This is a genomic window from Pseudomonas sp. MYb193 (genome assembly GCF_002966775.1).
GTDB lineage: Bacteria > Pseudomonadota > Gammaproteobacteria > Pseudomonadales > Pseudomonadaceae > Aquipseudomonas > Aquipseudomonas paracarnis.
Window position 1 is genome coordinate 95,226 of the sequence record NZ_CP023269.1, and the last position, 23,012, is coordinate 118,237.

Annotated in this window: 21 protein-coding genes; 2 read left to right on the forward strand and 19 right to left on the reverse strand. The window is 59.6% G+C overall.

The features are described from left to right. Positions 1-89: 89 nt before the first annotated feature. The 19 genes from lptE to CLM72_RS00550 all read right to left on the reverse strand — a co-directional run bounded on the left by lptE (position 90) and on the right by CLM72_RS00550 (position 20,412). Positions 90-701 carry an LPS assembly lipoprotein LptE gene (gene lptE, locus CLM72_RS00460; protein WP_105225309.1) on the reverse strand — a complete coding sequence of 204 codons (612 nt, stop codon included), beginning with the start codon at positions 699-701 and terminating at the stop codon, positions 90-92. Next, the gene (locus CLM72_RS00465) at positions 698-1,636 is read right to left on the reverse strand and encodes an MlaD family protein (RefSeq protein ID WP_003187394.1); all 939 of its coding nucleotides are present in this window, start codon (positions 1,634-1,636) and stop codon (positions 698-700) included. The genes lptE and CLM72_RS00465 overlap by 4 nt, the downstream gene beginning before the upstream one ends. Before the next feature lies 1 nt (position 1,637). Continuing rightward, complete coding sequence (locus CLM72_RS00470; protein WP_003187395.1) at positions 1,638-2,441, reverse strand: ABC transporter ATP-binding protein; 804 nt, start codon at positions 2,439-2,441, stop codon at positions 1,638-1,640. Then, a complete protein-coding gene (locus tag CLM72_RS00475) occupies positions 2,438-3,586 on the reverse strand; it encodes an ABC transporter permease (protein ID WP_034129245.1) in 1,149 nt (382 codons plus the stop codon). Before CLM72_RS00475 ends, CLM72_RS00470 begins: the two co-directional genes overlap by 4 nt. 54 nt (positions 3,587-3,640) lie before the next feature. Beyond that, positions 3,641-4,672 (reverse strand): DUF5924 family protein, encoded by a 1,032-nt coding sequence (locus CLM72_RS00480; protein WP_003187399.1) that lies wholly within the window; start codon positions 4,670-4,672, stop codon positions 3,641-3,643. A 68-nt stretch (positions 4,673-4,740) separates the two neighbouring features. Continuing rightward, on the reverse strand, positions 4,741-6,123 hold the full coding sequence (locus tag CLM72_RS00485) for a pitrilysin family protein (RefSeq protein WP_105225310.1): 1,383 nt from the start codon (positions 6,121-6,123) through the stop codon (positions 4,741-4,743). A gap of 58 nt (positions 6,124-6,181) precedes the next feature. Next, positions 6,182-7,840 carry a Na/Pi cotransporter family protein gene (locus tag CLM72_RS00490; RefSeq protein ID WP_105225311.1) on the reverse strand — a complete coding sequence of 553 codons (1,659 nt, stop codon included), beginning with the start codon at positions 7,838-7,840 and terminating at the stop codon, positions 6,182-6,184. Between the two features lie 212 nt (positions 7,841-8,052). Then, the gene (locus CLM72_RS00495; protein WP_014716354.1) at positions 8,053-8,820 is read right to left on the reverse strand and encodes a TerC family protein; all 768 of its coding nucleotides are present in this window, start codon (positions 8,818-8,820) and stop codon (positions 8,053-8,055) included. A 67-nt stretch (positions 8,821-8,887) separates the two neighbouring features. After that, positions 8,888-10,195 (reverse strand): CitMHS family transporter, encoded by a 1,308-nt coding sequence (locus CLM72_RS00500; RefSeq protein ID WP_003187405.1) that lies wholly within the window; start codon positions 10,193-10,195, stop codon positions 8,888-8,890. 380 nt (positions 10,196-10,575) lie between these two features. Next, positions 10,576-12,537, reverse strand: coding sequence for a DUF4105 domain-containing protein (locus CLM72_RS00505; protein ID WP_105225312.1), 1,962 nt, complete (start codon positions 12,535-12,537; stop codon positions 10,576-10,578). Continuing rightward, on the reverse strand, positions 12,534-12,854 hold the full coding sequence (locus CLM72_RS00510) for a DUF2388 domain-containing protein (RefSeq protein ID WP_003187408.1): 321 nt from the start codon (positions 12,852-12,854) through the stop codon (positions 12,534-12,536). The genes CLM72_RS00505 and CLM72_RS00510 overlap by 4 nt, the downstream gene beginning before the upstream one ends. A gap of 39 nt (positions 12,855-12,893) precedes the next feature. Then, positions 12,894-13,202: a DUF2388 domain-containing protein gene (locus CLM72_RS00515; RefSeq protein WP_105225313.1), complete on the reverse strand. Its 309-nt coding sequence runs from the start codon at positions 13,200-13,202 to the stop codon at positions 12,894-12,896. Between the two features lie 105 nt (positions 13,203-13,307). Continuing rightward, positions 13,308-13,628 carry a DUF2388 domain-containing protein gene (locus CLM72_RS00520; protein ID WP_105225314.1) on the reverse strand — a complete coding sequence of 107 codons (321 nt, stop codon included), beginning with the start codon at positions 13,626-13,628 and terminating at the stop codon, positions 13,308-13,310. A 330-nt stretch (positions 13,629-13,958) separates the two neighbouring features. Beyond that, positions 13,959-14,174, reverse strand: coding sequence for a DUF1127 domain-containing protein (locus CLM72_RS00525; RefSeq protein WP_003187413.1), 216 nt, complete (start codon positions 14,172-14,174; stop codon positions 13,959-13,961). A gap of 318 nt (positions 14,175-14,492) precedes the next feature. Continuing rightward, positions 14,493-15,986, reverse strand: coding sequence for an acetyl-CoA hydrolase/transferase family protein (locus CLM72_RS00530; RefSeq protein WP_003187414.1), 1,494 nt, complete (start codon positions 15,984-15,986; stop codon positions 14,493-14,495). Positions 15,987-16,166: 180 nt separating this feature from the next. Continuing rightward, positions 16,167-17,603, reverse strand: coding sequence for an NAD(P)(+) transhydrogenase (Re/Si-specific) subunit beta (locus CLM72_RS00535; protein ID WP_105225315.1), 1,437 nt, complete (start codon positions 17,601-17,603; stop codon positions 16,167-16,169). Then, positions 17,603-17,923: an NAD(P) transhydrogenase subunit alpha gene (locus CLM72_RS00540; RefSeq protein ID WP_003187417.1), complete on the reverse strand. Its 321-nt coding sequence runs from the start codon at positions 17,921-17,923 to the stop codon at positions 17,603-17,605. The genes CLM72_RS00535 and CLM72_RS00540 overlap by 1 nt, the downstream gene beginning before the upstream one ends. A gap of 15 nt (positions 17,924-17,938) precedes the next feature. Then, a complete protein-coding gene (locus tag CLM72_RS00545; protein WP_034129252.1) occupies positions 17,939-19,060 on the reverse strand; it encodes a Re/Si-specific NAD(P)(+) transhydrogenase subunit alpha in 1,122 nt (373 codons plus the stop codon). Between the two features lie 452 nt (positions 19,061-19,512). Next, on the reverse strand, positions 19,513-20,412 hold the full coding sequence (locus CLM72_RS00550; RefSeq protein WP_168220159.1) for a LysR family transcriptional regulator: 900 nt from the start codon (positions 20,410-20,412) through the stop codon (positions 19,513-19,515). A 156-nt stretch (positions 20,413-20,568) separates the two neighbouring features. Here CLM72_RS00550 and CLM72_RS00555 point away from each other — a divergent pair, with 156 nt between their 5' ends. After that, the gene (locus CLM72_RS00555) at positions 20,569-21,750 is read left to right on the forward strand and encodes an acyl-CoA dehydrogenase (RefSeq protein WP_003187423.1); all 1,182 of its coding nucleotides are present in this window, start codon (positions 20,569-20,571) and stop codon (positions 21,748-21,750) included. Positions 21,751-21,763: 13 nt separating this feature from the next. Then, positions 21,764-22,984: a CaiB/BaiF CoA-transferase family protein gene (locus tag CLM72_RS00560; RefSeq protein WP_105225317.1), complete on the forward strand. Its 1,221-nt coding sequence runs from the start codon at positions 21,764-21,766 to the stop codon at positions 22,982-22,984. The last annotated feature ends 28 nt before the right edge of the window (positions 22,985-23,012 follow it).

Here is a 23,012-nt window from a genome sequence, read left to right on the forward strand (position 1 = left end):
CACAATCGTTATCGCAGGCAAGCCAGCTCCCACAGTTTGATGTGTGAACACAGTAAAATGTGGGAGCTGGCTGGCCTGCGATGAGGCCTTCAAGGTTTCAGAGCGGTATTGCCCTGACTGACTACCCAATCCACCACCTGCGTATTCAACTGATCCCCAGCCTGGCCAAAAGCAGCCACCACCGCTGGCACCTTGGCGTCACTCACCGGCTGCCTCACTTCAAACCGGCGGCTGGCGATAATCCTTTGATCACGCCCACGCACCAATCGTGCGTCGAGGCGAATCACCACCTCCACCGCTTTGCCTCGATACTCACTCTGAAACGCCTGCAACTGCCCGCCCAGTTCATAGTCGGCTTGCAGGTTGGTCTCGTCGGTACTCAACAATGTCACGCGCCCGTCGCGCTGGAAGCCATCCAGCAGGCGATTACGCAGCAGCACCGGCGCCGGGTCGCTCCAGCGTGAATTCGCGTAGTTGCTGATCAAGTTGCCATTTGGCACTACGGCGATGCGCGGGCTATCGAGAAACTCGCTGGTCTGCGGCTTGGTCACGCGCAGCGACCAACTCACCGGCGTGCCTTGGCTGGCCGGTTGGGCGGACGCCAGGCGGTACACGTCCGATGGGTCCGGCTTGGGCAGGATCGAGCACGCGCTGACCAGTGCCAGGGCCATGGGGACGATCATATGGTAAGCACGCTTCATGGCGTGAACTCCTTGTTCTTGTCACTGCCCAGCAGGTAACCGCTGGGGTTGGCTTCCAGGCGGCGAGAGATGGCGCGCAGCGAGCCGAGGGTTTCACGCAGCTCGCGCACGGCTGGCGCCAGCTCGTTAAGGCCCTGCATGCCGCTGTTCACCGAGTCCTGGTTATTGGTCAGCAAGGTATTGATGGTGGCGGTGCTTTGCTCCAGGGATTTCATCGCCTGCTCGGCGCTGCCGAAGGCTTGCTTGCCTTGTTCACTGAGCAAACCATTGGCGCTGCGCATCAGCACGGTGGTTTGCTCCAGCGCCGCGCCCGCCTGTTTGCTCACCTGCATCAATTGCTGCATCACCACCTTGATGTCGCCGCGTTGCTCGGCAATGGCGCCGGTGGTTTGTTGCAGGTTATCCAAGGTGTTGCTCAGGCGTTCGACGTTTTCCCGCGAGAACAGGTGATTGGCGTTGTGCAGCAGCAGGTTGACGCTGGTCATCAGGTCGTTGCTGTTATTGAGCAGGCGTGCGATAGGCGATGGCGACGCGATGATTTCCGGCAGGTTGCCGTCCTTGCCCTTGAGCTCCGGGCTCTGCGGGGTGCCCCCACTGAGCTGGATGATCGAGGTGCCGGTGATACCGGTCAGGGCCAGTTTGGCCTGGGTGTCTTCCTTGATTGGCGTTTGCCCGGCCAGGCGGATACGAGCCAGGACGCGGCGTGGGTCTTTGGGGTCCAGCCGCAGGCTGATGACATCGCCCACCTTGATGCCGCTGTACTGCACCGCACTGCCCTGGGACAGGCCGCTGACCGCTTCGTTGAAGATCACTTCGTAATCCTGGAAGGCGGTATCGACGCTGGATTTGGCCAGCCACAGGCCAAACAGCATCGCGCCGACCACCACAATTACGCTGAACAGTCCGATCATCACATGATGGGCTCGGGTTTCCATGTCATACCTCGTTGAGCGATTGAGCGGCATCCAATGCCGCGCGGCCCCGGGGGCCGTGGAAATATTCGTGAATCCAGGCGTCGTTCGTTTCCGAAACGACATCGATGGCGTCGGCCACCAGCACTTTCTTCTGCGCCAGCACCGCCACACGGTCGGTGATGGTGTACAGCGTGTCGAGGTCGTGGGTGACCAGGAACACACTCAAGCCCAGCGCATCGCGCAGGGTGAGGATCAGTTGGTCGAATTGCGCCGCGCCAATGGGGTCGAGACCGGCGGTGGGTTCGTCCAGGAACAGGATGTCCGGGTCCAAGGCCAGTGCGCGGGCCAGGGCCGCGCGTTTGATCATGCCGCCGGATAACGAGGCCGGGTATTTATCGGCCGCCGACAGCGGCAACCCTGCCAGGGCCAGCTTGACCGCCGCCAAGTGCTCGGCATCGGCGCGGCTGAGGCCGGCGTGCTCGATCAATGGCAGGGCCACGTTCTCGGTCACCGTCAGCGAGGAAAACAGCGCGCCCTTCTGGAACAGTACGCCAAAGCGGCGTTCTACCAGTGAGCGTTCATGTTCAGGCAGGCTCGGCAGGTTTTTGCCGAACACCCGCACTTCGCCTTCGCTGGGGCGCCGCAGGCCAACGATGCTGCGCAACAACACGGATTTACCGCTGCCAGAGCCCCCCACCACCGCCAGGATCTCGCCCTTGTACAAATCCAGGTCGAGGTTCTCATGCACGCTTTGGCTGCCAAAGCGATTGCACAAGCCACGCACTTCAATCACCGCCTCGGTGGGCGCACGGTGTAGACGACTCACCAGCCCATCTCCATGAAAAACATCGCTGCGACCGCATCCAGCACAATCACCACAAAGATCGATTGCACCACGCTCGACGTGGTATGCGCGCCGACTGATTCGGCACTGCCGCTGACTTTGAAACCTTCCAGGCAGCCAATGGCCGCGATCAAAAAGGCAAAGATCGGCGCCTTCACCATGCCCACCAGAAAGTGCTGCACGCCAATGTCCGATTGCAGCAGCGAAAGAAACATCGCCGGCGAAATATCCAGGGCCACCGCACACACCACACCACCGCCGACGATCCCCGAGAGCATCGCCAGGAAGGTCAGCATCGGCAACGCCACCAGCAGCGCCAGCACGCGCGGCAATACCAACAGCTCCATGGGGTCCAGGCCCAGGGTACGGATGGCGTCGATTTCTTCGTTGGCTTTCATGGAGCCGATTTGCGCGGTGAATGCACTGGCGGTACGGCCGGCGATGAGGATTGCGGTGAGCAACACGCCGAATTCACGCAGGAAGGAGAACGCCACCAGGTCCACGGTAAAGATCGTCGCGCCGAAGCTCTTGAGCACGGTGGCGCCGAGGAAGGCCACGACGGCGCCTACCAGAAAGGTCAGCAGCGCGACGATAGGCGCAGCATCCAGGCCCGTCTGTTCGATGTGGGCGACCATGGGCGTCAGGCGCCAGCGCTTGGGCCGCCAAATACCGCGGGCGAAGGTTTCGAGGATCAGGCCGATAAAGCCCAACAGCTTCATTGCGTCTTGCCAGACCGTGTCTACTGCGCGGCCGATGCGAGCCAACACTTGAATACCGGCGGCCTCTTCCGGCTCTTTGATCGGTACGCAAAAGTCATTCAGGGAGCGGTAGACGGTCTTGAGCAGGGCACGGTCGGCGGCTGCCAGGGTGCAATCAGTCTGTTCGGCAGAATGTTCGATGCGCGCAGGGCCCAGCAGCTCCACCAGCAGCGAGGCGCCGGCGGTATCCAGCGCACCGAGGCCGTTGAGGTCAATGCGGGCGCCGGCGTCGTATTGGCCGTCGAGTGTGGCCGACAGCTTCTTCAGGTGGGCGTAGTGGGCCAGCGTCCAGTCGCCGGTAATCCGTAGCGAAGGCGGGGTGCTGGACGTATCAAGATGGGCCGCGCCGGCCGTCGTGCGAGTGGTCATAAGCTCCGAGCTTGTTTGGCTATCCACAATTGCTACGTAATAGCACGATCCGGCTTACTTTGGGTTGTCCGCTTGTGCTGTGTCTATCACCTTGAAGCGCAGAACGCCGATGACCTGGCCGTCTTCGGTGAGCACCTGCACCTGCCAGCGCCCCACGGCGTCACCCGGGAAGTTCTGCTTGTGGGTCCAGGCGCGATAGCCCTCCTTGCGCCCACCATGGATGTCCAGGGCAATGCGGTCGACTTCCTGGCCGTTGAATTTCCACACATGGTAGATCCGCTCATCCAGCCCGCGTGGCGCGTTGATCGCGGTGTACGCATACAGCCCACCACTGCGCAATTGGGCGGCGGTGACTTGCTTGAGGTCGTCGCCCGGCGTGCGGTCTTGCAGTTGGGTGCTGATGGCGACTTCGGTCATCCACAGGGTGGCGGGCGGTACCCAACTGCGCAGGAACCAGCCGGCGCAGCCGATGGCGGCCGTTACCCCCAGCAGCATGGCCCAGCCCTTGAGGCTGCGCAGCGGCAGGCTGACGGCCAGGCTCGGGATCGACAAGACCATGGCCACACCCAACGCCAGTTTGTAACTCTGGGCGGTGGTCAGGTGCATGATGATCGGCAGTGCGGTCAGCAACGCGGCGAATAGGGTCAGGGTGTGCAAGGCCAGGAACAGCGAGCGTTTGGGCGCCAGCCATTTGTAATACAGCGGGTCGATGATCGACACCAGCGCCGCCGCACCCAGCAGGCCAGTGAACAGCGATTGGCCGCTGTTCCAGGCGGTGGTGACGAAAAAGAACGGCAGGACGAAGAACAGACTTTCCTGGTGGATCATCTGGGTGGCGTAGCGCAGCAGCGGTTCAGGGATCTCGCGATTGAAGACCTTGGTGAACAGTTGCGTAAAACTGTTCTCCAGCATCAGCCACAACCAGCTCACCAGCATGATCACCGCAATCCAGCTGGCCATGCCCTGCTGGCGGTCTACCAGGATGAAGCTGCCCACCCCCGAGATGAAACCGCCGAGTGCAATCACCCCTGGGTAGCGCTTGATCAGTTCTATAACGCGCTGGATGAGGGGCGGCAAGTTCGGCATGGGCGGTTCACTGGTTGTGGGAAAAATCTCAGACAGAATAACGCCTTGGCCCGATATTCTGCGCCTCATTACTCAACAGGTTTGCGATAAAGCCTCAGGCCGATCAAAACAAGGATGATCAGGCCCAGTACGCCCGCACCGATCCAGGTCAAGGCGTCATAACTCAACAGCGGTTTTTCGATGCGCCAGTAGCCCGGCTGCTGGAACGCTTCGCGCATGGCCTGGTTGGTTTGCGCCAGGCTCACGGCCTTGATGCGTTTGACCGGGTCGCTGAAACGTCCATTGGAGTAGTCGCCGGCCGCACTCCAGTAATAGTCGGCCAGTGCGCTGTTGCCTTGCACTGCCCAGGCTTGGCGGGCAATGGCGGCTTGTTGCAGGCGTGTGAATACTATTGGGTCGAGGCCATCCTTGAGCAACTGGGCCTTGAGGTCTTGCAAGACCTGCTCTGCTTCAGGGAGGTTTTCTCGCTCAAGGTCGGCATTCAGGCTGAGGAACCCAACGCCGCCGAGCACTTCGCGTTCCACCCACGGGCCGTAGGACAAACCGTGCTTGAGGCGCAGTTGCCGGTAAAGCGCCCAGTCGAGGTAGTCCTTGAGCAGGTTGTAGGTTTCATCATGCTGGTCGTCCAGTACAGGCTCTGGGAACAGCCAGTGCAGCTTGGCGCCATCGCCCACCCAGCCGCGGATCAGGTCGCGGTGGCTGGCGGCGGTGTGCTGGATTTCCGGGAGGGGGCGATGTTCGCTCGGCTCCACTGGGTCGAGTTGACCATAGGTGCGTTCCAGGTAGGCGGGCAGCAGTTTGTCGAGATCGCCGACGACGATCAGGGTCATGTTGTTCGGCGCGTACCATTCTTTGCGCAGCTTCTCCAACTGGTCGCGGGTGAGGTGGCTGACCTCGGCGCGTTCGGCGCACTTGAGGCCCAGCTCGACGGCCAATTGGTTACTGGCGCTGTGACCGAGGTCCTGGCGATCCAGCAGGCGTTGCAAGTGTGAATAATGGCCACCGTCTTCGCGCTCCACCACTTGCTTGGCGGCATTGATATGGGCGTCGGTCAGTTGCGTGCGCGTGAGGATTGCCAGCAGCAGGTCCAGCACCTTGCGTTGGTTCTGCGCGGGCGCCTCGATCACGAAGGTGGTGTCGGCGTTGCTGGTGTAGGCGTTCCACTCGCCGCCCAGGGCTTGCATGCGGTCTTCGAGGTCGCCTTCGCTGCCGCCGTCGATACCGCTGAACAGCAAGTGCTCGAACAAGTGCGGCAGTTCTTTTTCTTCGCAACTGAAATCGTCCAGGCCCACACCAACCACCAGGCGAATAGCGACATGCCCACGCTCGGTGCCCGGTTTGAGCAGCAGTTGCAAGCCATTGGGCAAGGTGTAGCCCTCGACTTGCAGGCGGTCAAAGGCAAAGGCGTGTACCGAGCCCAAGAGCAGGCAGGCGAGTAACAGGCGGCGCATAACAAGCTTCCTGGCGAATGAGGTCCATTGTTAACTGACTTCGCTCGCGGGCGTACGTTCAGGGCGAATGGGTGATGTCGGCAATACTTTCGGCGGAGAGCGCGCCAGTGTCGGACGTTTCCAACACTACATAAGCACTGCTGCAAAACAACGAGTTCAAGCGTTTCATGTCGGCAATCAGTTCCAGATGCAGGGAACTGGTTTCCAGGCTCTGCACGATCTTGCGCTGCAGGCGGCTGACATGGGCGTGGGCCAGGCGGCGTTCCTGGGCGCGGAAGCGGCGCTTTTCGCGCAGTAATTGGCGGGCGCTTTCCGGGTCGCCGCTTAGAAACACCGACAAGCCCAGGCGCAGGTTGGCGATCAACTGGCTGTGCAGGCCACTGAGTTCCTCCAGGCCCACTTCGGAAAATTGCCGGCGCTGCGAGGTCTTCTGTTGCTGGACCTTGCGCAGCATGCGTTCGATCAAATCACCCGCCAATTTCAAGTTGATCGACAGCTCGATGATCTCCGCCCAACGGCGGTTGTCCTGTTCACTCAGGTCTTCACGGGGCATTTGCGCCAGGTAGAGTTTGATCGCGCTGTAGAGCGCTTCGACGTCATCGCTCAGGCTGCGCATTTCTTGGGTAACGGCGGTTTGATTGCCGCGCAGCACTTCCTGCATCGAAGTGAGCATATTGTCGATCAAGTCACCCAGGCGCAGGGTTTCGCGGGCGGCGTTCGCCAGGGCCAGGCTTGGGGTATTCAATGAGGCCAGGTCCAGATGGCGTGGCTTGGCCTTGCCATTGGTTTCGGGGCGTTCCGGCAGCAGCCATTCGCACAGGCGTGCCATGGGACCGATGGTGGGTAACAGGATCAGGCAACGGCTGACGTTGTAGAGCAGGTGGAAGGTGATGACCATGCCCTGGACGCTGTAGTCCAGGCCGTCCATCCAGCCTACGAGCGGGTCGAGCACCGGGATGATCAGCAACAGACCGATCAATTTGTACAACAGGCTGCCCAGGGCCACTTGGCGACCGGCAGTGTTTTGCATGCTGGTGCTGAGAAAGGCCAGTACACCGCTGCCGATGTTGGCGCCGATCACCAGGCCGATGGCCACGTGCAAGCCGATCACGCCGGCACCGGCCAGGGTGGCCGTGAGCAGCACGGCGGCGAGGCTGGAGTAGGAAATCATCGCGAACAGTGCCCCGACCAGGGCGTCGAGCAAGATATCGCCGGTCAGCGAGGCGAAGATCACCTTGACGCCCTGGGCATGGGTGATGGGCCCGGCGGCTTCAACGATCAATTGCAGCGCGAGAATGATCAGCCCAAGGCCGATCCCCACCCGGCCCAACTGCCCTACCCGCGTCTGTTTGCGCGACAGGAAGAAAATCACCCCGAGAAAGATCAGCAGCGGCGACAGCCAGGACAAATCGAACGTCAGCACCCGCGCCATCAAGGCCGTACCGACGTCGGCGCCAAGCATGGTGGCCAAGGCCGGCGTGAGGCTCATCAGCCCTTGGCCGACAAACGAAGTCACTAGCATCGCGGTGGCGTTACTACTTTGCACCATGGCCGTCACCAGGATACCGGCGACAAATGCCAGCCAGCGCTTGGACATGTTCTGCCCGATGACTTGGCGCAAGTTGGAACCGTAGACCCGCAGGATGCCGGTTCGGACGATATGCGTGCCCCAGATCAGCAGGGTCACGGCGGAAAGCAGATTGAGCAAGGTCAGCATGCTCGGCCCCCCGTGTGGGTGCGCTCCAATAGGAGCGAAGGAAAGTTACCGCGTGCCGCTCTACGTCTTGTACCTAAGCTGTAGTTGGCGAATGGGCTCTGCGCCAGCATCGCATAGCTAAACTCGGGATTGAAACAAAACTGTCATGAAATCAACTTTTTGACAGACGAAAAAATGGGGCGCAAGCGCCCCATTTCAGCAGCGGGTCAGGTTTATTGACCCGGAATATCTTTACGCAGTTTCACTGGATCCTGTTGCTTCTTCTTTTTCGCGATGGCGGTACGCATTTTGATGTTCACCGCTTCCACTGCCAGCGAGAACGCCATGGCGAAGTAGACGTAGCCTTTTGGCACGTGTACGTCGAAGGATTCGGCGATCAGCACGGTACCCACTACCAGCAGGAACGACAGCGCGAGCATTTTCAGCGACGGGTGCTTGTCGATGAACTCGCTGATGGTGCCGGCAGCCAGCATCATCACCAATACCGCAACGACGATGGCGGCGACCATCACCGGCACATGGGAAACCATGCCGACGGCGGTAATCACCGAGTCCAGGGAGAACACGATGTCGATGATGGCGATCTGGATAATGGTGTAGATGAACTTGCCACCGGCGCCTTTGGGCTCGTCGTGGGTTTCATCTTCACCTTCCAGCGCGTGGTACATCTCCTGGGAGCTTTTCCACAGCAGGAACAGGCCACCGAAGAACAGGATCAGGTCACGACCGGAGATGCCCTGGCCAAACACCACGAACAGGTCGGCAGTCAGTTGCATGACCCAGGTGATCGACAGCAGCAACAGGATGCGCGTGACCATGGCCAACGCCAGGCCGAAGATCCGAGTGCGTGCCTGCATATGCTTGGGCATGCGGCTGACCAGGATCGAAATCATGATGATGTTATCGATGCCCAGGACGATCTCAAGGGCCGTCAGGGTGAAGAAGGCAATCCAGATTTCCGGATTGGTCAGCCATTCCATGTGTATTCCTTTGAGCAAGTGTTAACCGCGCAAGCTGTAGCGCCGCGCGGTGAGTGAGTCGGTACGATTATAGAGTGCTGAACAGCGGAAAAATCCCCATCAGCAATGCGGCGAACATTATGCACAGGCACACCAACACTGCCCACTTGAGTGTGAAGCGCTGGTGATCGCCGAATTCGATACCCGCCAGAGCAACCAACAAGTACGTCGAGGGTACCAGTGGGCTCAGCAAATGCACGGGTTGCCCGACGATCGACGCCCGCGCCATTTCCACCGCGGTGATGCCGTAATGGCTGGCAGCTTCGGCCAGTACCGGCAGTACGCCGTAGTAGAACGCATCGTTGGACATGAAGAAGGTGAACGGCATGCTTACCAGCGCGGTGATCACCGCCAGGTAAGGGCCCATCGCTTCTGGGATGACCGCCAACAGGCTCTTGGACATGGCGTCGACCATGCCGGTGCCCGACAGGATGCCCGTGAAGATACCGGCGGCGAAGATCAAGCCCACCACCGCCAATACGCTACCGGCGTGAGCCGCGACGCGGTCTTTTTGCTGCTGCAGGCATGGGTAGTTGACGATCATGGCGATACTGAACGCCACCATGAACAGCACCGGCAGCGGCAACAGGCCGGCAATCAGGGTGCACATCAACGCCAGGGTCAGGGCGCCGTTGAACCAGATCAATTTCGGACGGCGGGCGTCGGGGAATTGCGACACGCTGATTTCGCTGTGGTCGATCTCGTCGCCCTGCAGGTGCAACTCACCCAGGCGCGCACGTTCGCGCTTGCCGTACATGTAGGCAATCACCAGGATCGCCACCACACCGGCGGCCATGGCTGGGATCATCGGTACGAAGATGTCCGACGGGTCTACATGCAGCGCACTGGCGGCGCGCGCCGTCGGGCCGCCCCAGGGGGTCATGTTCATGACGCCACCGGCGAGAATGATCAGGCCGGCCATGATTCTTGGGCTCATGCCGATGCGCTGGTACAGCGGCAGCATGGCCGCGACGCAGATCATGTAGGTGGTGGCACCGTCACCGTCCAGAGAGACCACCAGGGCCAGTACCGCGGTGCCGACCGACACCTTGAGCGGGTCACCCTTGACCATCTTGAGGATCTTGCGCACGGCCGGGTCGAACAGGCCGGAGTCGATCATCAAGGCAAAATATAGGATGGCGAACATCAGCATCACGCCGGTCGGCGCAAGCTTGGTGATGCCTTCGAGCATCATCGGGCCGATCTTCGGTGCGAAACCGCCGAACAGCGCGAACAGGATCGGCACGATGATCAAGGCGATCAGCGCGGACAGGCGCTTGGTCATGATCAGGAACATGAACGTGATGACCATGGCAAAGCCAAGGAAAGTCAGCATAGGAATACTCCAGGCGTAGCGCGGCTAGGGAATGGCGGACCGAGTGGCGGTCAGCGCAGAACGAAAGGCACGAGGCGTACGGGTGGAGTTGGTGCAAACAGGCGGGTACGAGCGGACATCGGGAATCACCATTGTTGTTGTTAACAGCCGGTCTGTTGCCGGCAGTGAGGGCGATCCTAGACGGGGAAGCTTTCAGCCAGCTTTCGCTGAGAAAACAGCTGATGAAGGGCAGGCACCCGTTCTTCAGGTTGACGCAGAACAAAATGTGGGAGCTGGCTTGCCTGCGATGGCGGTGTATCAGCCAACATCTCTTATGGCTGTGACACCGTCATCGCAGGCAAGCCAGCTCCCACATTTGGAGAGTGGTCGCTGCCAGAATATCAGGGTAGTTCCAGGCCGCCAGCGGCTTTGTGCAAGGCCCGCAAATGCTCACCCACCTGTTTGAGGTTGGTTTCACACGCGGCAATCTCGGCGGCGCGGGATGGATCGAGCAGCGCCCTCACCTCTTTATCCAGCTCGCCGGTCAACGACTGCAACTGCTTCTGGCGTTCGGCGCTTTCTGATTCCAGGCGCTTGGCTTCCGAAGGCTGTGGCAGGCCATAACCCCCACTGTCCAGCAACTCGGCCGGGCGACTCAGGAAGCCGCTGTTGGCGAGAATTTGTTGCAGCGTGTTGTTGGCTTTCTCCATGCCACCGTATTTCAGCTCGCGGGCATTGAGGTAGCGTTGTTTGACCTCATCCTGGGCGAGCATCAGTTGTTTGCGATAGCTGGCCTGCTCCAGCAGCAACAGCGCTGCGCTGGTGCGCAGGTCGGCCTGGCTGAACCACTGGCGACGCGCTTGCGCGTCCAGGGACAACCAGTCTTCGACCTGGGTCTGCTTGATCGGCAGTTGCTTGCGCAGCACATCGAACATGGCCTGGTAGCGCTCGCGGAACGAGTCGAAGTGATACCCCAGCCGCAGTGCCTCGCGCTTGTCATTCAATACGCTGGTATCGGCCAGGCCGCGGGCGCTGAGCACTTCCAGCAAACCGTTGGGGGTGATGTTGTCCAGGCCGGTCAATTGCGGGTTGGCGCTGCCGCTGCGCAACAGTTTCAGGCTTTCGACCGCACAGTTGTTGGAGATAAAGAAGTAGTTGCCGTCATAGCTCCAGTGCATCTGAGCCGCATGTTCGACGGTGTCGTTGATTTCCTGGCGGCTGAGCTTCAGCGGCACCGACGCCAGGCCACGCAGTTCGGTCTTGGTGTACTCATCAATGACCTGGGCCAGCGGCAGTACGAACAGCCGCGACGGGTATTTGCCCACCAGGCCATCCCAGCTCGACAGCTGTACGTCCCCGACAAAGGCGCGGTAAGACAGCACCAGATGCCGGTCCAGGTCCAGTCGGCAATCCGGGCCACGCGGGCGGCCTGGAGCGCAAATCACCAGGCGCAACATGCTATGGCCCCAACGGCTCACCAGGTTCTGGTTGGCTTCGGCAAGCAGATAGTCGATTTCATATACGCGTTCCGGATCGATCTGGCCCAGGGGCGTCTTGGCGAAATCGTTGCCCGCGTTCAGGAAGGCATAGGTGCTGGCGCAGGTGTCCTGTCCGGGCGGGGCCCAGCCGAAGTGATCCTTGTAATAACGGAACAGCGCGGGGCGGCGACACGCGTAGCTGGGGTCCAGGAGGAAGTACTCCATGTTGACCGCTACGAATTCCAGCGGGCTGGTGGTTTCGTAGATGTCCGGGCTGCGTACCACCTGATGGTTGTGCTGCTCACGCTCGCCGCGGCGACCGACATATTGTGGCCAGCCAGCGAGGTCCAGCAGGCGCGGGTCGTCACTGAGGGTAAAGCGGCGGTCGTTCTGGCCACGGCACTGGTCGGGCAAGCCGATCAATCCGGTGATGTTGTTCTGACGGCTGCAGCGCTGGATCAGCGTGCGCTCGTCCTTGGACCACAGGCGCGCACGGTCGTAGATGTGGGTCAGCTCATGCAGCACGGTGGCGAGCATTTCCCGGCGCACAGTGCCGTGTGGGCGATTGGTTTTCTGGGTGGCGGCGCTGCCGTCAGTCAGGCTGGCGAGCAGGTTCTGGTTGAGGTCCAGTTCGGACACCAGGGATGCCTGGCCGTAGGCATTTTCAGGCATCTTGTCGGTCCAGCCGACATCGATACGTCGATCCAACTGCTCGACAAAGCGCGGCGGCAAGGAACGCAGTGCTTCATCGAGCAATGCCTGGCTGGCCTGCTGTTCGGCTGGGCTCAAGCCTTCGGTCTTGAGCCGCAGTTGCAGGCCGGCCTGGGCTGTACTTGCACACAGCAGCACGGCCCCGGCCAGGAGCCAGGTTTTGAGACGCCTCACAGAGCGAGGATAGCTTCGGCGAGGGTCTGGTCGCTGGCATCACGGGCTTCTGGCACGCGGGTGCGAAGGGTATCGAACGCAGCTTCCAGTTGGGCGCCACGGATCTCGCCATTCGTGGCGACGAAACTGGCGGCGTCATCGTGGGCTTCGCGCACGATCTTGGAGTCGCGGATGGAGGTGGTGGTGTCCGAGGTGAAATCAATGGTGCGCGCCGAGGCGCGCACGACGATGTTGCTGGTGGCCTTCAAGGTTTGCGCCTGGGCGACATCGGCCAAAAACAGCAGGCCGAGGGCGGCGACGATCAGCGGGCTACGCATGGGGTGACTCCAATGACAAAGATAGAAATACAACGATGATTATTGGACGAGAATTGCCTGCGCCAGTTCAAGGTCGCTTGCATGAAGTTTTGGCTGGGTACGGCGTAGATAGTCCAGCGCGGACTCCAGGCGTGCGCCCCGCCATTGGCCGTCAGTGGCAATGAAAGCGGCAGCATCATCCCGAGCGGCCATGACCAACTTATTGTCGAACGGCGCAGAGGTCACTTTGCTGGTGGCATACACGCTGACAACAGTGCTCTGGGTGGACACATCCAACGCTGAAGCCATGGGTGACCAGCAGGCGCAAAACAGTACAGGAACAATCAATAAACGGTATGAAAAAGCCATGGGACTCGACAACTGAAAGCGAGCGCCAAGGCTAGCGCAACGGCCGGGCGAGAGCCAGCACCGAGCCAGACGGAGCGGCGGGCGCTCCCGTCTGGTTGCTGTGGATCAGATAGCCAGGATGGCCTGTGCCAGCTGTGCATCGGTAGCGGTATTCAATTGCGGCGCTTGTTGGCGGATCTGGGCCAGGGCGCTTTCCAGTTTCACGCCACGGATGGCGCCTTCGCTGGCGACAAAGCTGGCGGCGTCGTCACGGGCGGCTTGTACGACCTTGTTGTCGCGCAGGGATGAAGTGGCATCAGACGTGGCATCGGAGGTTGCCTTCAGAGCGCCGACGATCGAGTCGGTCGTCATGATCAGGCTGCTCGCGTTGGCATTGGCAGCCAGGGTCAGCATAGCGGCAGTGCACAGCAGGCGAAGACGGGACATGGGGTAACTCCTGTAGACGAATAATAAGGTGGCGCGAAACGGCCACAATGAAACGGACTGGGACTGTCGAGCATCAGACGCACGCTCTACAGGGTTCGCCACGTGGTGAGTGGATATTAGGCGTGTGCCGGGCTATTCGGAAGCCTGCAATTAAACTGTACCTGTCATATTTTACTAATTTTAAACTGTATCTGTAGGTTTGGATTGAGCTATTCCAATGCGCTGTCGCAGATACAACAAAGCCCGCCTCCGGTTACCCGGGGCGGGCTTTGCTTTGACAAATCAGGGTGCTGGCAGTGGACCCGTGAGGTCAGGGCCAGCGGGCGCCACTTAGCGCCAGAACGGCTTGCTCAGCTCTTCGTAGCGTTGAGCTTCGCTGATACCGGCGTCAGCCAGCAGACGCGAATCCAGGCGAGCCAGTTGGTGGCGGCTGGAGATGCGGCGCTGCCACAACATCAGGTTGGCGAGAACGCGCAAAGGCAGGGAAGCCTGGGTGTTTACAGCTTTTTCTTCGAAGAACAGTTCGGAACTGAGTGTACGTTCCATGATGACATCCTTCCGCTTGTGGCGGGATTAGGTAGTGGTTTAACTGATGCCAATGATCCTCTTCCGAGGCAAGACTCTCTAGATACAGTTCACCTGTATTGTGAGAGGCCAGTTAACTGTTTAACGAGGCTGTACGGTACGAAATAGGGGCAACTGTACCTGTGCGCACTTAAATGGTGCGAAATTGCTATTTTTTAGCATGGGTGTGGGATATGTCGGTAGGAAATGACCGGTACAGCAGTACAGTTTTTTCCATAAGTGAGTGTGGGTTCACCGAGCTGATGAAACGGTCTTTGCATCAGCCCGGATCTGTACTCATCAAGCTTTGAGCATGTGCCCGGTTTCTTCCAGATTGATGTGCCAACTCAGTGCTTCGCGCAGGATGTGCGGCGTATGCCCGCCGATGGCGCAGGCAGCATCGAAGTAAGTGTTGAGCGCATCGCGATAGGCGGGATGCACGCAGTTATCGATGATGACCCGGGCGCGCTCCCGTGGCGCCAGGCCCCGCAGATCGGCAAGGCCTACTTCGGTGACGAGAATGTCCACGTCATGTTCGGTGTGGTCCACATGGCTGACCATCGGTACCACGCTGGAAATCGCGCCGCCTTTGGCAATGGACTTGGTAACGAAGATCGCCAGGTGCGCATTGCGGGCGAAATCCCCGGAGCCACCGATGCCGTTCATCATCCGCGTGCCGCAGACATGGGTGGAGTTGACGTTGCCGTAGATATCGAACTCCAGCGCGGTATTGATGCCGATGATGCCCAGGCGGCGTACCACTTCAGGGTGGTTGGAAATTTCCTGCGGGCGCAGCACCAATTTGTCTTTGTAGTGCTCCAGGTTGCCGAACACATCGGCATTACGCCGCTCCGACAAGGTAATCGAACTGCCGGAGGCAAAGCTCAGCTTGCCGGCGTCGATCAGGTCAAAGGTCGAATCCTGCAACACTTCCGAGTACATGGTCAGGTCTTCGAACGGCGACTCGATCAATCCGCACATCACTGCGTTGGCAATATTGCCGATGCCGGCTTGCAGCGGGCCGAGTTTGTTGGTCATGCGCCCGGCATCGACTTCTTGCTTGAGGAAGTTGATCAGGTGATTGGCGATGCCTTGGGTGTCGCTGTCAGGCGGCGTTACCGTAGAGGCGGAGTCCGCCTGGTTGGTGATGACGATGGCGACGATCTTCTCGGGCGGGATCGGAATCGCGGTGCTGCCAATACGGTCGTCGACTTTCACCAGCGGGATCGGCGTGCGCGTCGGCCGGTAGGTCGGGATGTAGATGTCGTGCAGCCCTTCCAGGTTCGGGTTGTGCGCCAGGTTGATCTCGACGATCACCTGTTTGGCAAAAATCGCGAAGCTGGCCGAGTTGCCTACGGAAGTGGTGGGCACGATATGCCCCTGCTCAGTGATCGCAACGGCTTCGATCACGGCGATGTCGGGCAATTTGAGCTGATTGTTGCGCAGTTGCTCGACGGTTTCCGACAGGTGCTGGTCGATAAACATCACCTCGCCGGCATTGATCGCCTTGCGCAGGGTGCTGTCGACTTGAAAGGGCATGCGTCGTGACAGTACGCCGGCTTCGGTCAACTGCTTGTCCAGGTCATTGCCCAGGCTGGCGCCGGTCATCAGGGTAATTTTGAGCGGCGAAGTCTTGGCGCGTTCGGCCAGGGCGTGGGGGACGGCCTTGGCTTCACCGGCACGGGTGAAGCCGCTCATGCCGACGGTCATGCCGTCCTCGATCAGTGCAGCGGCGTCTGCCGCGCTCATGACCTTGTTCAACAACGAAGGCAAGCGGATACGATCACGGTACATGAATTGTTATCTCTGGCTACGGAAAGCAAGGTGGGCAGTGTAGTGATTTCAAAAAGTTTCGGCCCGCTACCATGGTCGAATGCCAGGTCGCGATTTAGAGCCTTTGGTCGGGTTTCATCCGCTAATAAAAAACCCCAGCCTACGTGAGGCCAGGGTTTCGGGTATTGCGCTGGCGCAGTGTTATTCGACGGCTTTGACCATGTCTTCGATGACCTTCTTGGCATCACCGAACACCATCATGGTCTTGTCCAGGTAGAACAACTCGTTATCCAGGCCCGCATAGCCGCTGGCCATCGAGCGCTTGTTGACGATGATGGTCTTGGCCTTGAACGCCTCGAGGATCGGCATGCCGGCGATGGGTGAGTTCGGGTCGTTCTTGGCGGCCGGGTTGACCACGTCGTTGGCGCCCAATACCAGCACCACGTCGGCCTGGCCGAACTCGGAGTTGATGTCTTCCATCTCGAACACCTGGTCGTAAGGCACTTCGGCCTCGGCCAGCAATACGTTCATGTGCCCCGGCATACGGCCCGCCACCGGGTGGATCGCGTACTTTACGGTGACGCCGTGGTGGGTCAGCTTCTCAGTCAGCTCCTTGAGCGCGTGTTGTGCCCGCGCGACCGCAAGGCCGTAGCCTGGGACGATAATCACGGTGTCCGCGTTGGTCAGCAGGAAGGTGGCGTCATCAGCGGAGCCGGACTTCACCGGGCGTGCTTCTTTGGAGCCCGTCGCAGCGCCAGCATCCGGCGCATTGCCGAAACCGCCCAACAGCACATTAAAGAAGGAGCGGTTCATCGCCTTGCACATGATGTACGACAGGATCGCGCCGCTGGAGCCCACCAGGGAACCGGCGATGATCAGCATCGAGTTGTTCAGCGAGAAGCCAATGCCCGCCGCTGCCCAGCCGGAATAGCTGTTGAGCATCGACACCACCACGGGCATGTCGGCGCCGCCAATCGGGATGATGATCAGCACACCCAGTACAAAGGCCAAGGCCAGCATCAGCGCGAACGCAGTGAGATTGCCGGTAAACATGAACGCCAGGCCTAGGCCCAGGGTTGTGAGGCCGAGCACCAGGTTCAGTTTGTGTTGCCCGCCAAACTGTACCGGTGCGCCCTGGAACAGGCGGAACTTGTACTTGCCCGACAGCTTGCCGAACGCGATCACCGAGCCGGAGAAGGTGATAGCACCGATGGCAGCACCGAGGAACAGTTCCAGACGGTTACCGGCCGGTATCGAATCGCCCAAGTGCTTGACGATGCCCAGGGACTGCGGTTCGACCACGGCGGCAATGGCGATGAACACCGCTGCGAGGCCGATCATGCTGTGCATGAACGCGACCAGCTCTGGCATCTTGGTCATTTCAACACGCTTGGCCATGATCGAGCCGGCGGTACCGCCAACCAATAGGCCAACGATGACGTAGCCGATACCGGCAGTCGCCAGTTCAGCCCCCAGCTTATAGATGAGGCCGACGGTGGTGAGTACCGCCAGCGCCATGCCGAGCATGCCGAACAGGTTGCCGCGCCGCGAAGTGGTCGGGTGCGAGAGGCCTTTGAGGGCCTGGATGAAACAAATCGACGCGATCAGGTAGAGCGTCGTCACGAGATTCATGCTCATTACTTGGGCGCCTCTTCTTTTACTTTCGGGGCTTTCTTCTTGAACATCTCAAGCATCCTGCGGGTGACCAGGAAGCCACCGAAGACATTTACCGCTGCTAGGGCCACGGCCAGCGTGCCCATGGTCTTGCCCAGTGGCGTCACGGTGAGAGCGGCGGCGAGCATGGCGCCGACGATAACAATCGCGGAAATGGCGTTGGTCACGGCCATCAGCGGCGTGTGCAATGCGGGTGTTACGTTCCAGACCACGTGATAACCGACATAAATCGCCAGCACAAAGATGATCAGGTTGTAGATACCGGGGGAGATAAGCTCTTCCATCGTCTGAATCCCTGCTTAGGCGTTTTTGCGGATGACTTGGCCGTCGCGGCACATCAGGCACGCGGCGACGATGTCGTCTTCGAGGTTGATTTCAAACTGCCCTTCCTTGGTGAAGACCAGCTTCAGGAAGTCCAGCAGGTTGCGCGCATACAAGGCCGAGGCGTCGGCGGCGACAGCGCCCGCCAGGTTGGTCGGGCCGCAGATGATCACGCCGTTTTCCACCACTACCTGGTCGGCCACGGTCAACGGGCAGTTGCCACCCTGGGCAGCGGCGAGGTCGATGACCACCGAGCCGGGTTTCATCTGCGCTACGGTATCGGCGCTGAGCAGGGTCGGAGCCTTGCGGCCCGGGATCAGGGCGGTGGTGATGACGATATCGGCCTGTTTGGCGCGTTCGTGCACGGCCAGGGCCTGGCGCTGCATCCAACTGGTGGGCATCGGGCGTGCGTAGCCCCCGACACCGACGGCGCATTCACGCTCTTCATCGGTTTCGTAGGGAACGTCGACAAACTTGGCGCCCAGGGATTCGATCTGCTCCTTAACCGCCGGGCGTACGTCGGACGCTTCGATCACCGCGCCCAGGCGCTTGGCCGTGGCGATGGCTTGCAGGCCCGCCACACCGGCGCCAAGGATCAGTACGCGTGCGGCTTTTACAGTGCCGGCAGCAGTCATCAGCATCGGCATGAAGCGCGGGTAGTGGTGAGCGGCCAGCAACACGGCCTTGTAACCGGCGATGTTGGCTTGCGAAGACAGCACATCAAGGCTTTGAGCGCGTGAAGTGCGCGGCGCGGCTTCCAGGGCGAAGGCGGTGATGCCGCGCTCGGCGAGCTTGGCGATGGTTTCGTTGCTGAACGGATTGAGCATGCCCACCAACACGGTGCCACTTTTGATCAGCGCAAGTTCGCTGTCGCTGGGGGCAACCACTTTGAGAATCAGCTCGGCGCCAAATGCGTCGTTGGCGCTGCCAATGGTGGCGCCTGCCGTTTCATAGGCACTGTCGACGATGCTGGCATTGATGCCTGCGCCGCTTTGTACAGTGACCTTATGGCCCTGGCCGATCAGCTTCTTGATGGTTTCCGGGGTGGCAGCCACCCGCGTTTCACCGGTCTGGGTTTCGAGAGGAACACCAATGTGCACGTCAAATCTCCTGCATGATCTTTTTGCTTTTGATCTTTTTGTAAAAAGGCCAGTGCACCGCGAGTGGCGCAACTGGGGCGGCCGATCAGCACGATCCCGCTGAAATGACAGCGGGGCGCGGCATTTTGCAGGCGAACTTTACGGCCATCAAGGGATTATGACGGGTGACGAAAAATTAACTACAAGTCACCCTGTGACTGATTGTCGCAACAGGCTGAAATAACCTCTTTAAATACAGGCCTTTAAAGGCGTTCAGGCGTTTTCAGTCCATTTTTCCATTGCCAGTGTGAATAGTCGTGCATTGGCCGGTAAGAGTCGCTACGAGCCATGAAATACATGGCTTTTAGCCTTGTTTTTGGCTGACAAGTACAGTCTGTTTAAATGCGACATATACGTACATCTGTAGGCTCTTAATTTATTTGACTACAAAGTCAGTAATTGCGCTTTGCCCTTCATTTACTTGGGTTGTAGCGTCTTGACTGGTCGACCAGCCAGTCCCTGAATGCATGCAGAGAGGCGGATTCGACCTTTCTGTCAGGAATCATCAGGTAATAAGCCTTTTCGCTGGTCAGTGCTTCGGTGCTGGCGATTACCAATTGTTGCTCCTTCAGCTCCTGCTGGATGAGAAAAGGAGGGATCAGTGCGATGCCCATGTCATGCATGGCCGCTTGAGACAGCATCGAGAATAGCTCGTATCGAGGGCCTGTCATGTCGCGAGGGATGCTCAGTTGTTGGGCGTTGAACCATTGGCGCCAGGCGTAGGGGCGTGTGGTCTGCTGCAGCAGGGGCAGCTCGGCGATCTGTTGAGGGGTGAAGTGCGTGCGGTCGCCGAGTAAGCGCGGGCTGCAGACCGGTACCGGGTTCTCGCCCATCAGCCTGTGGGATTGCGTACCCGACCAATCGGCATCTCCGAAGTAGATTGCGGCATCGAACTCGGTGTCGGCGAACAGGAAGGGGCGTGTGCGGTTCGTCAGGTTCACCGTGACTTCCGGGTGCTGATGTTGAAAGTCCTTCAGGCGTGGGATCAGCCACTGCGTGCCGAAGGTGGGCACCACCGCCAGTTCGATCACATTGGCGCCTTGCTGGCCCATTACCGACAAGGTGTCGCGCTCCACGGCGTCCAGCTGTGTTGCAACCCTACGGCTATAAGACAGCCCCGCCTCCGTCAGCTTCACGCCGCGGCGTGAGCGGCGAAACAGCTCGACACTCAAAAACTCCTCCAGGCTGGCGATCTGTCGGCAAATCGCGCCTTGGGTGATGGAAAGCTCCAGTGCTGCCTTTGTGAAGCTCTCGTGGCGGGCTGCTGCCTCAAAGCTGATGAGTGCGGTGGTACTGGGGATTTTCCGGCGCATGTACATTGCCCTCACAGATAAAGCGCATTTATGGGCTTTTTGAGTGTTACGAAGTGAGAAATTAGCACAAGCCTATGCAAAAACCTCGTTTGCCCTCTGCGCAGACCGCGCCTAGTCTGGATCCACGACTTCTGATTTTTTCGCGAGGACTTATTCATGGCTGGCAAGGCAAGCTTCAACTGGATCGATCCACTGCTGCTGGATCAACAGCTCACCGAAGAAGAGCGCATGGTGCGTGACAGCGCCGAGCAATTTGCTCAGGACAAGCTGGCTCCGCGTGTGCTCGAAGCCTTCCGTCATGAAAAGACAGACCCCGCTATTTTCCGTGAGATGGGCGAGACCGGTTTGCTGGGGGCGATGATCCCCGAGCAATACGGCGGCAGTGGGTTGAATTACGTCAGCTACGGTTTGATTGCTCGTGAGGTCGAGCGTGTCGACTCCGGCTATCGCTCGATGATGAGTGTGCAGTCTTCCTTGGTCATGGTGCCGATCAATGAGTTTGGTACCGAGGCGCAAAAACAGAAGTATTTGCCCAAACTGGCCTCTGGTGAATGGATCGGTTGTTTCGGGCTGACCGAGCCCAACCATGGTTCTGATCCGGGCGCGATGATCACCCGTGCACGCAAAGTGGATGGCGGCTACAGCCTGACCGGCGCGAAGATGTGGATCACCAACAGTCCGATTGCGGATGTGTTTGTGGTGTGGGGCAAAGACGATGCGGGAGATATCCGTGGCTTTGTGCTGGAAAAAGGCTGGAAAGGCCTGAGCGCTCCGGCTATCCACGGCAAGGTGGGGTTGCGGGCCTCCATTACCGGTGAAATCGTCATGGATAACGTATTTGTGCCGGAAGAAAATATCTTCCCCGATGTACGTGGCTTGAAAGGGCCGTTTACCTGCCTTAACTCGGCACGGTACGGGATCTCCTGGGGTGCGCTGGGGGCTGCTGAGTTCTGCTGGCATACCGCGCGCCAGTACACACTTGATCGCCAGCAGTTTGGTCGCCCATTGGCTGCCACTCAGCTGATCCAGAAGAAGCTGGCAGACATGCAGACCGAGATTACCTTGGCCCTGCAAGGTTGCCTGCGCCTGGGCCGGATGAAGGATGAGGGTACGGCGGCGGTGGAGATCACTTCGATCATGAAGCGTAACTCGTGTGGCAAGTCATTGGACATCGCGCGCATGGCCCGGGACATGCTGGGCGGTAACGGCATCTCTGACGAGTTCGGGGTAGCACGCCACCTGGTCAACCTGGAAGTGGTCAACACCTATGAAGGGACCCATGACGTGCATGCCTTGATCCTGGGGCGCGCGCAAACCGGTCTTCAAGCGTTCTATTAATAGGAGCATGGGCATGGGCGCGCTTTCGCATCTGCGAGTGCTGGATTTGTCACGAGTACTCGCGGGCCCTTGGTCCGGGCAGATTCTTGCAGACCTTGGGGCCGAGGTGATCAAAGTCGAAAGGCCGGGCAGCGGCGATGACACGCGCGCTTGGGGCCCTCCCTTCCTTAAGGATGCGGATGGCGAGAACACCAGTGAGGCGGCGTACTACCTGTCGGCCAACCGTAATAAAGAGTCGGTGACCATCGACTTTACGAGACCTGAAGGCCAGAAACTGGTACGCGACCTGGCTGCCAAGTCGGACATCCTGATCGAAAACTTCAAGGTGGGTGGCCTTGCGGCGTATGGACTGGACTACGAGTCCCTCAAAGAGGTTAACCCGGAGCTGATTTACTGCTCCATTACGGGGTTTGGCCAGACGGGCCCCTATGCGATGCGCGCCGGTTACGACTTCATGATCCAGGGTTTGGGTGGGCTCATGAGCCTGACGGGGCGGCCTGAAGGGGATGAAGGCGCTGGGCCGGTAAAGGTTGGCGTAGCCTTGACCGATATCTTGACCGGGCTCTATTCGACCGTGGCGATTTTGGCTGCGCTAGCTCATCGCGATCACGATGGTGGTGGGCAGCATATCGACATGGCGTTGCTGGATGTGCAGGTGGCTTGCCTGGCGAATCAGGCGATGAATTACCTGACCACCGGGACGCCGCCGAAGCGCCTGGGCAACGCTCACCCTAATATTGTGCCCTATCAGGATTTCCCCACTGCCGATGGAGATTTCATTCTCACCGTAGGCAATGACGGGCAGTTCCGTAAATTCGCTGAAGTCGCTGGGCAACCACAATGGGCGGATGACGTGCGTTTCGCCACCAATCGCGCACGGGTGGCTAATCGCGCGGAGCTGATTCCCTTGATTCGCCAGGCGACGGTCTTCAAGACGACCGCTGAGTGGGTGTCGCAGCTGGGGCGAGTGGGCGTGCCGTGTGGGCCGATTAATGATCTGGCGCAGGTGTTTTCCGATCCTCAGGTCAAGGCGCGTGGCTTGGCGGTGGAGTTGCCTCATGCATTGGCGGGGATGGTGCCTCAGGTTGCGAGCCCGATACGCTTATCCAAGACGCCTGTAGAGTACCGGAGTGCGCCTCCTCTACTGGGCGAGCACACGCTTCAGGTGCTGCAAGGAGTTCTGGGGCTGGGAGCTGCTCATGTGGCTGCATTGAAGGAAGCAGGTGTTATTTAAGCTTTTCCTTCTATATAGATAGAAGTCC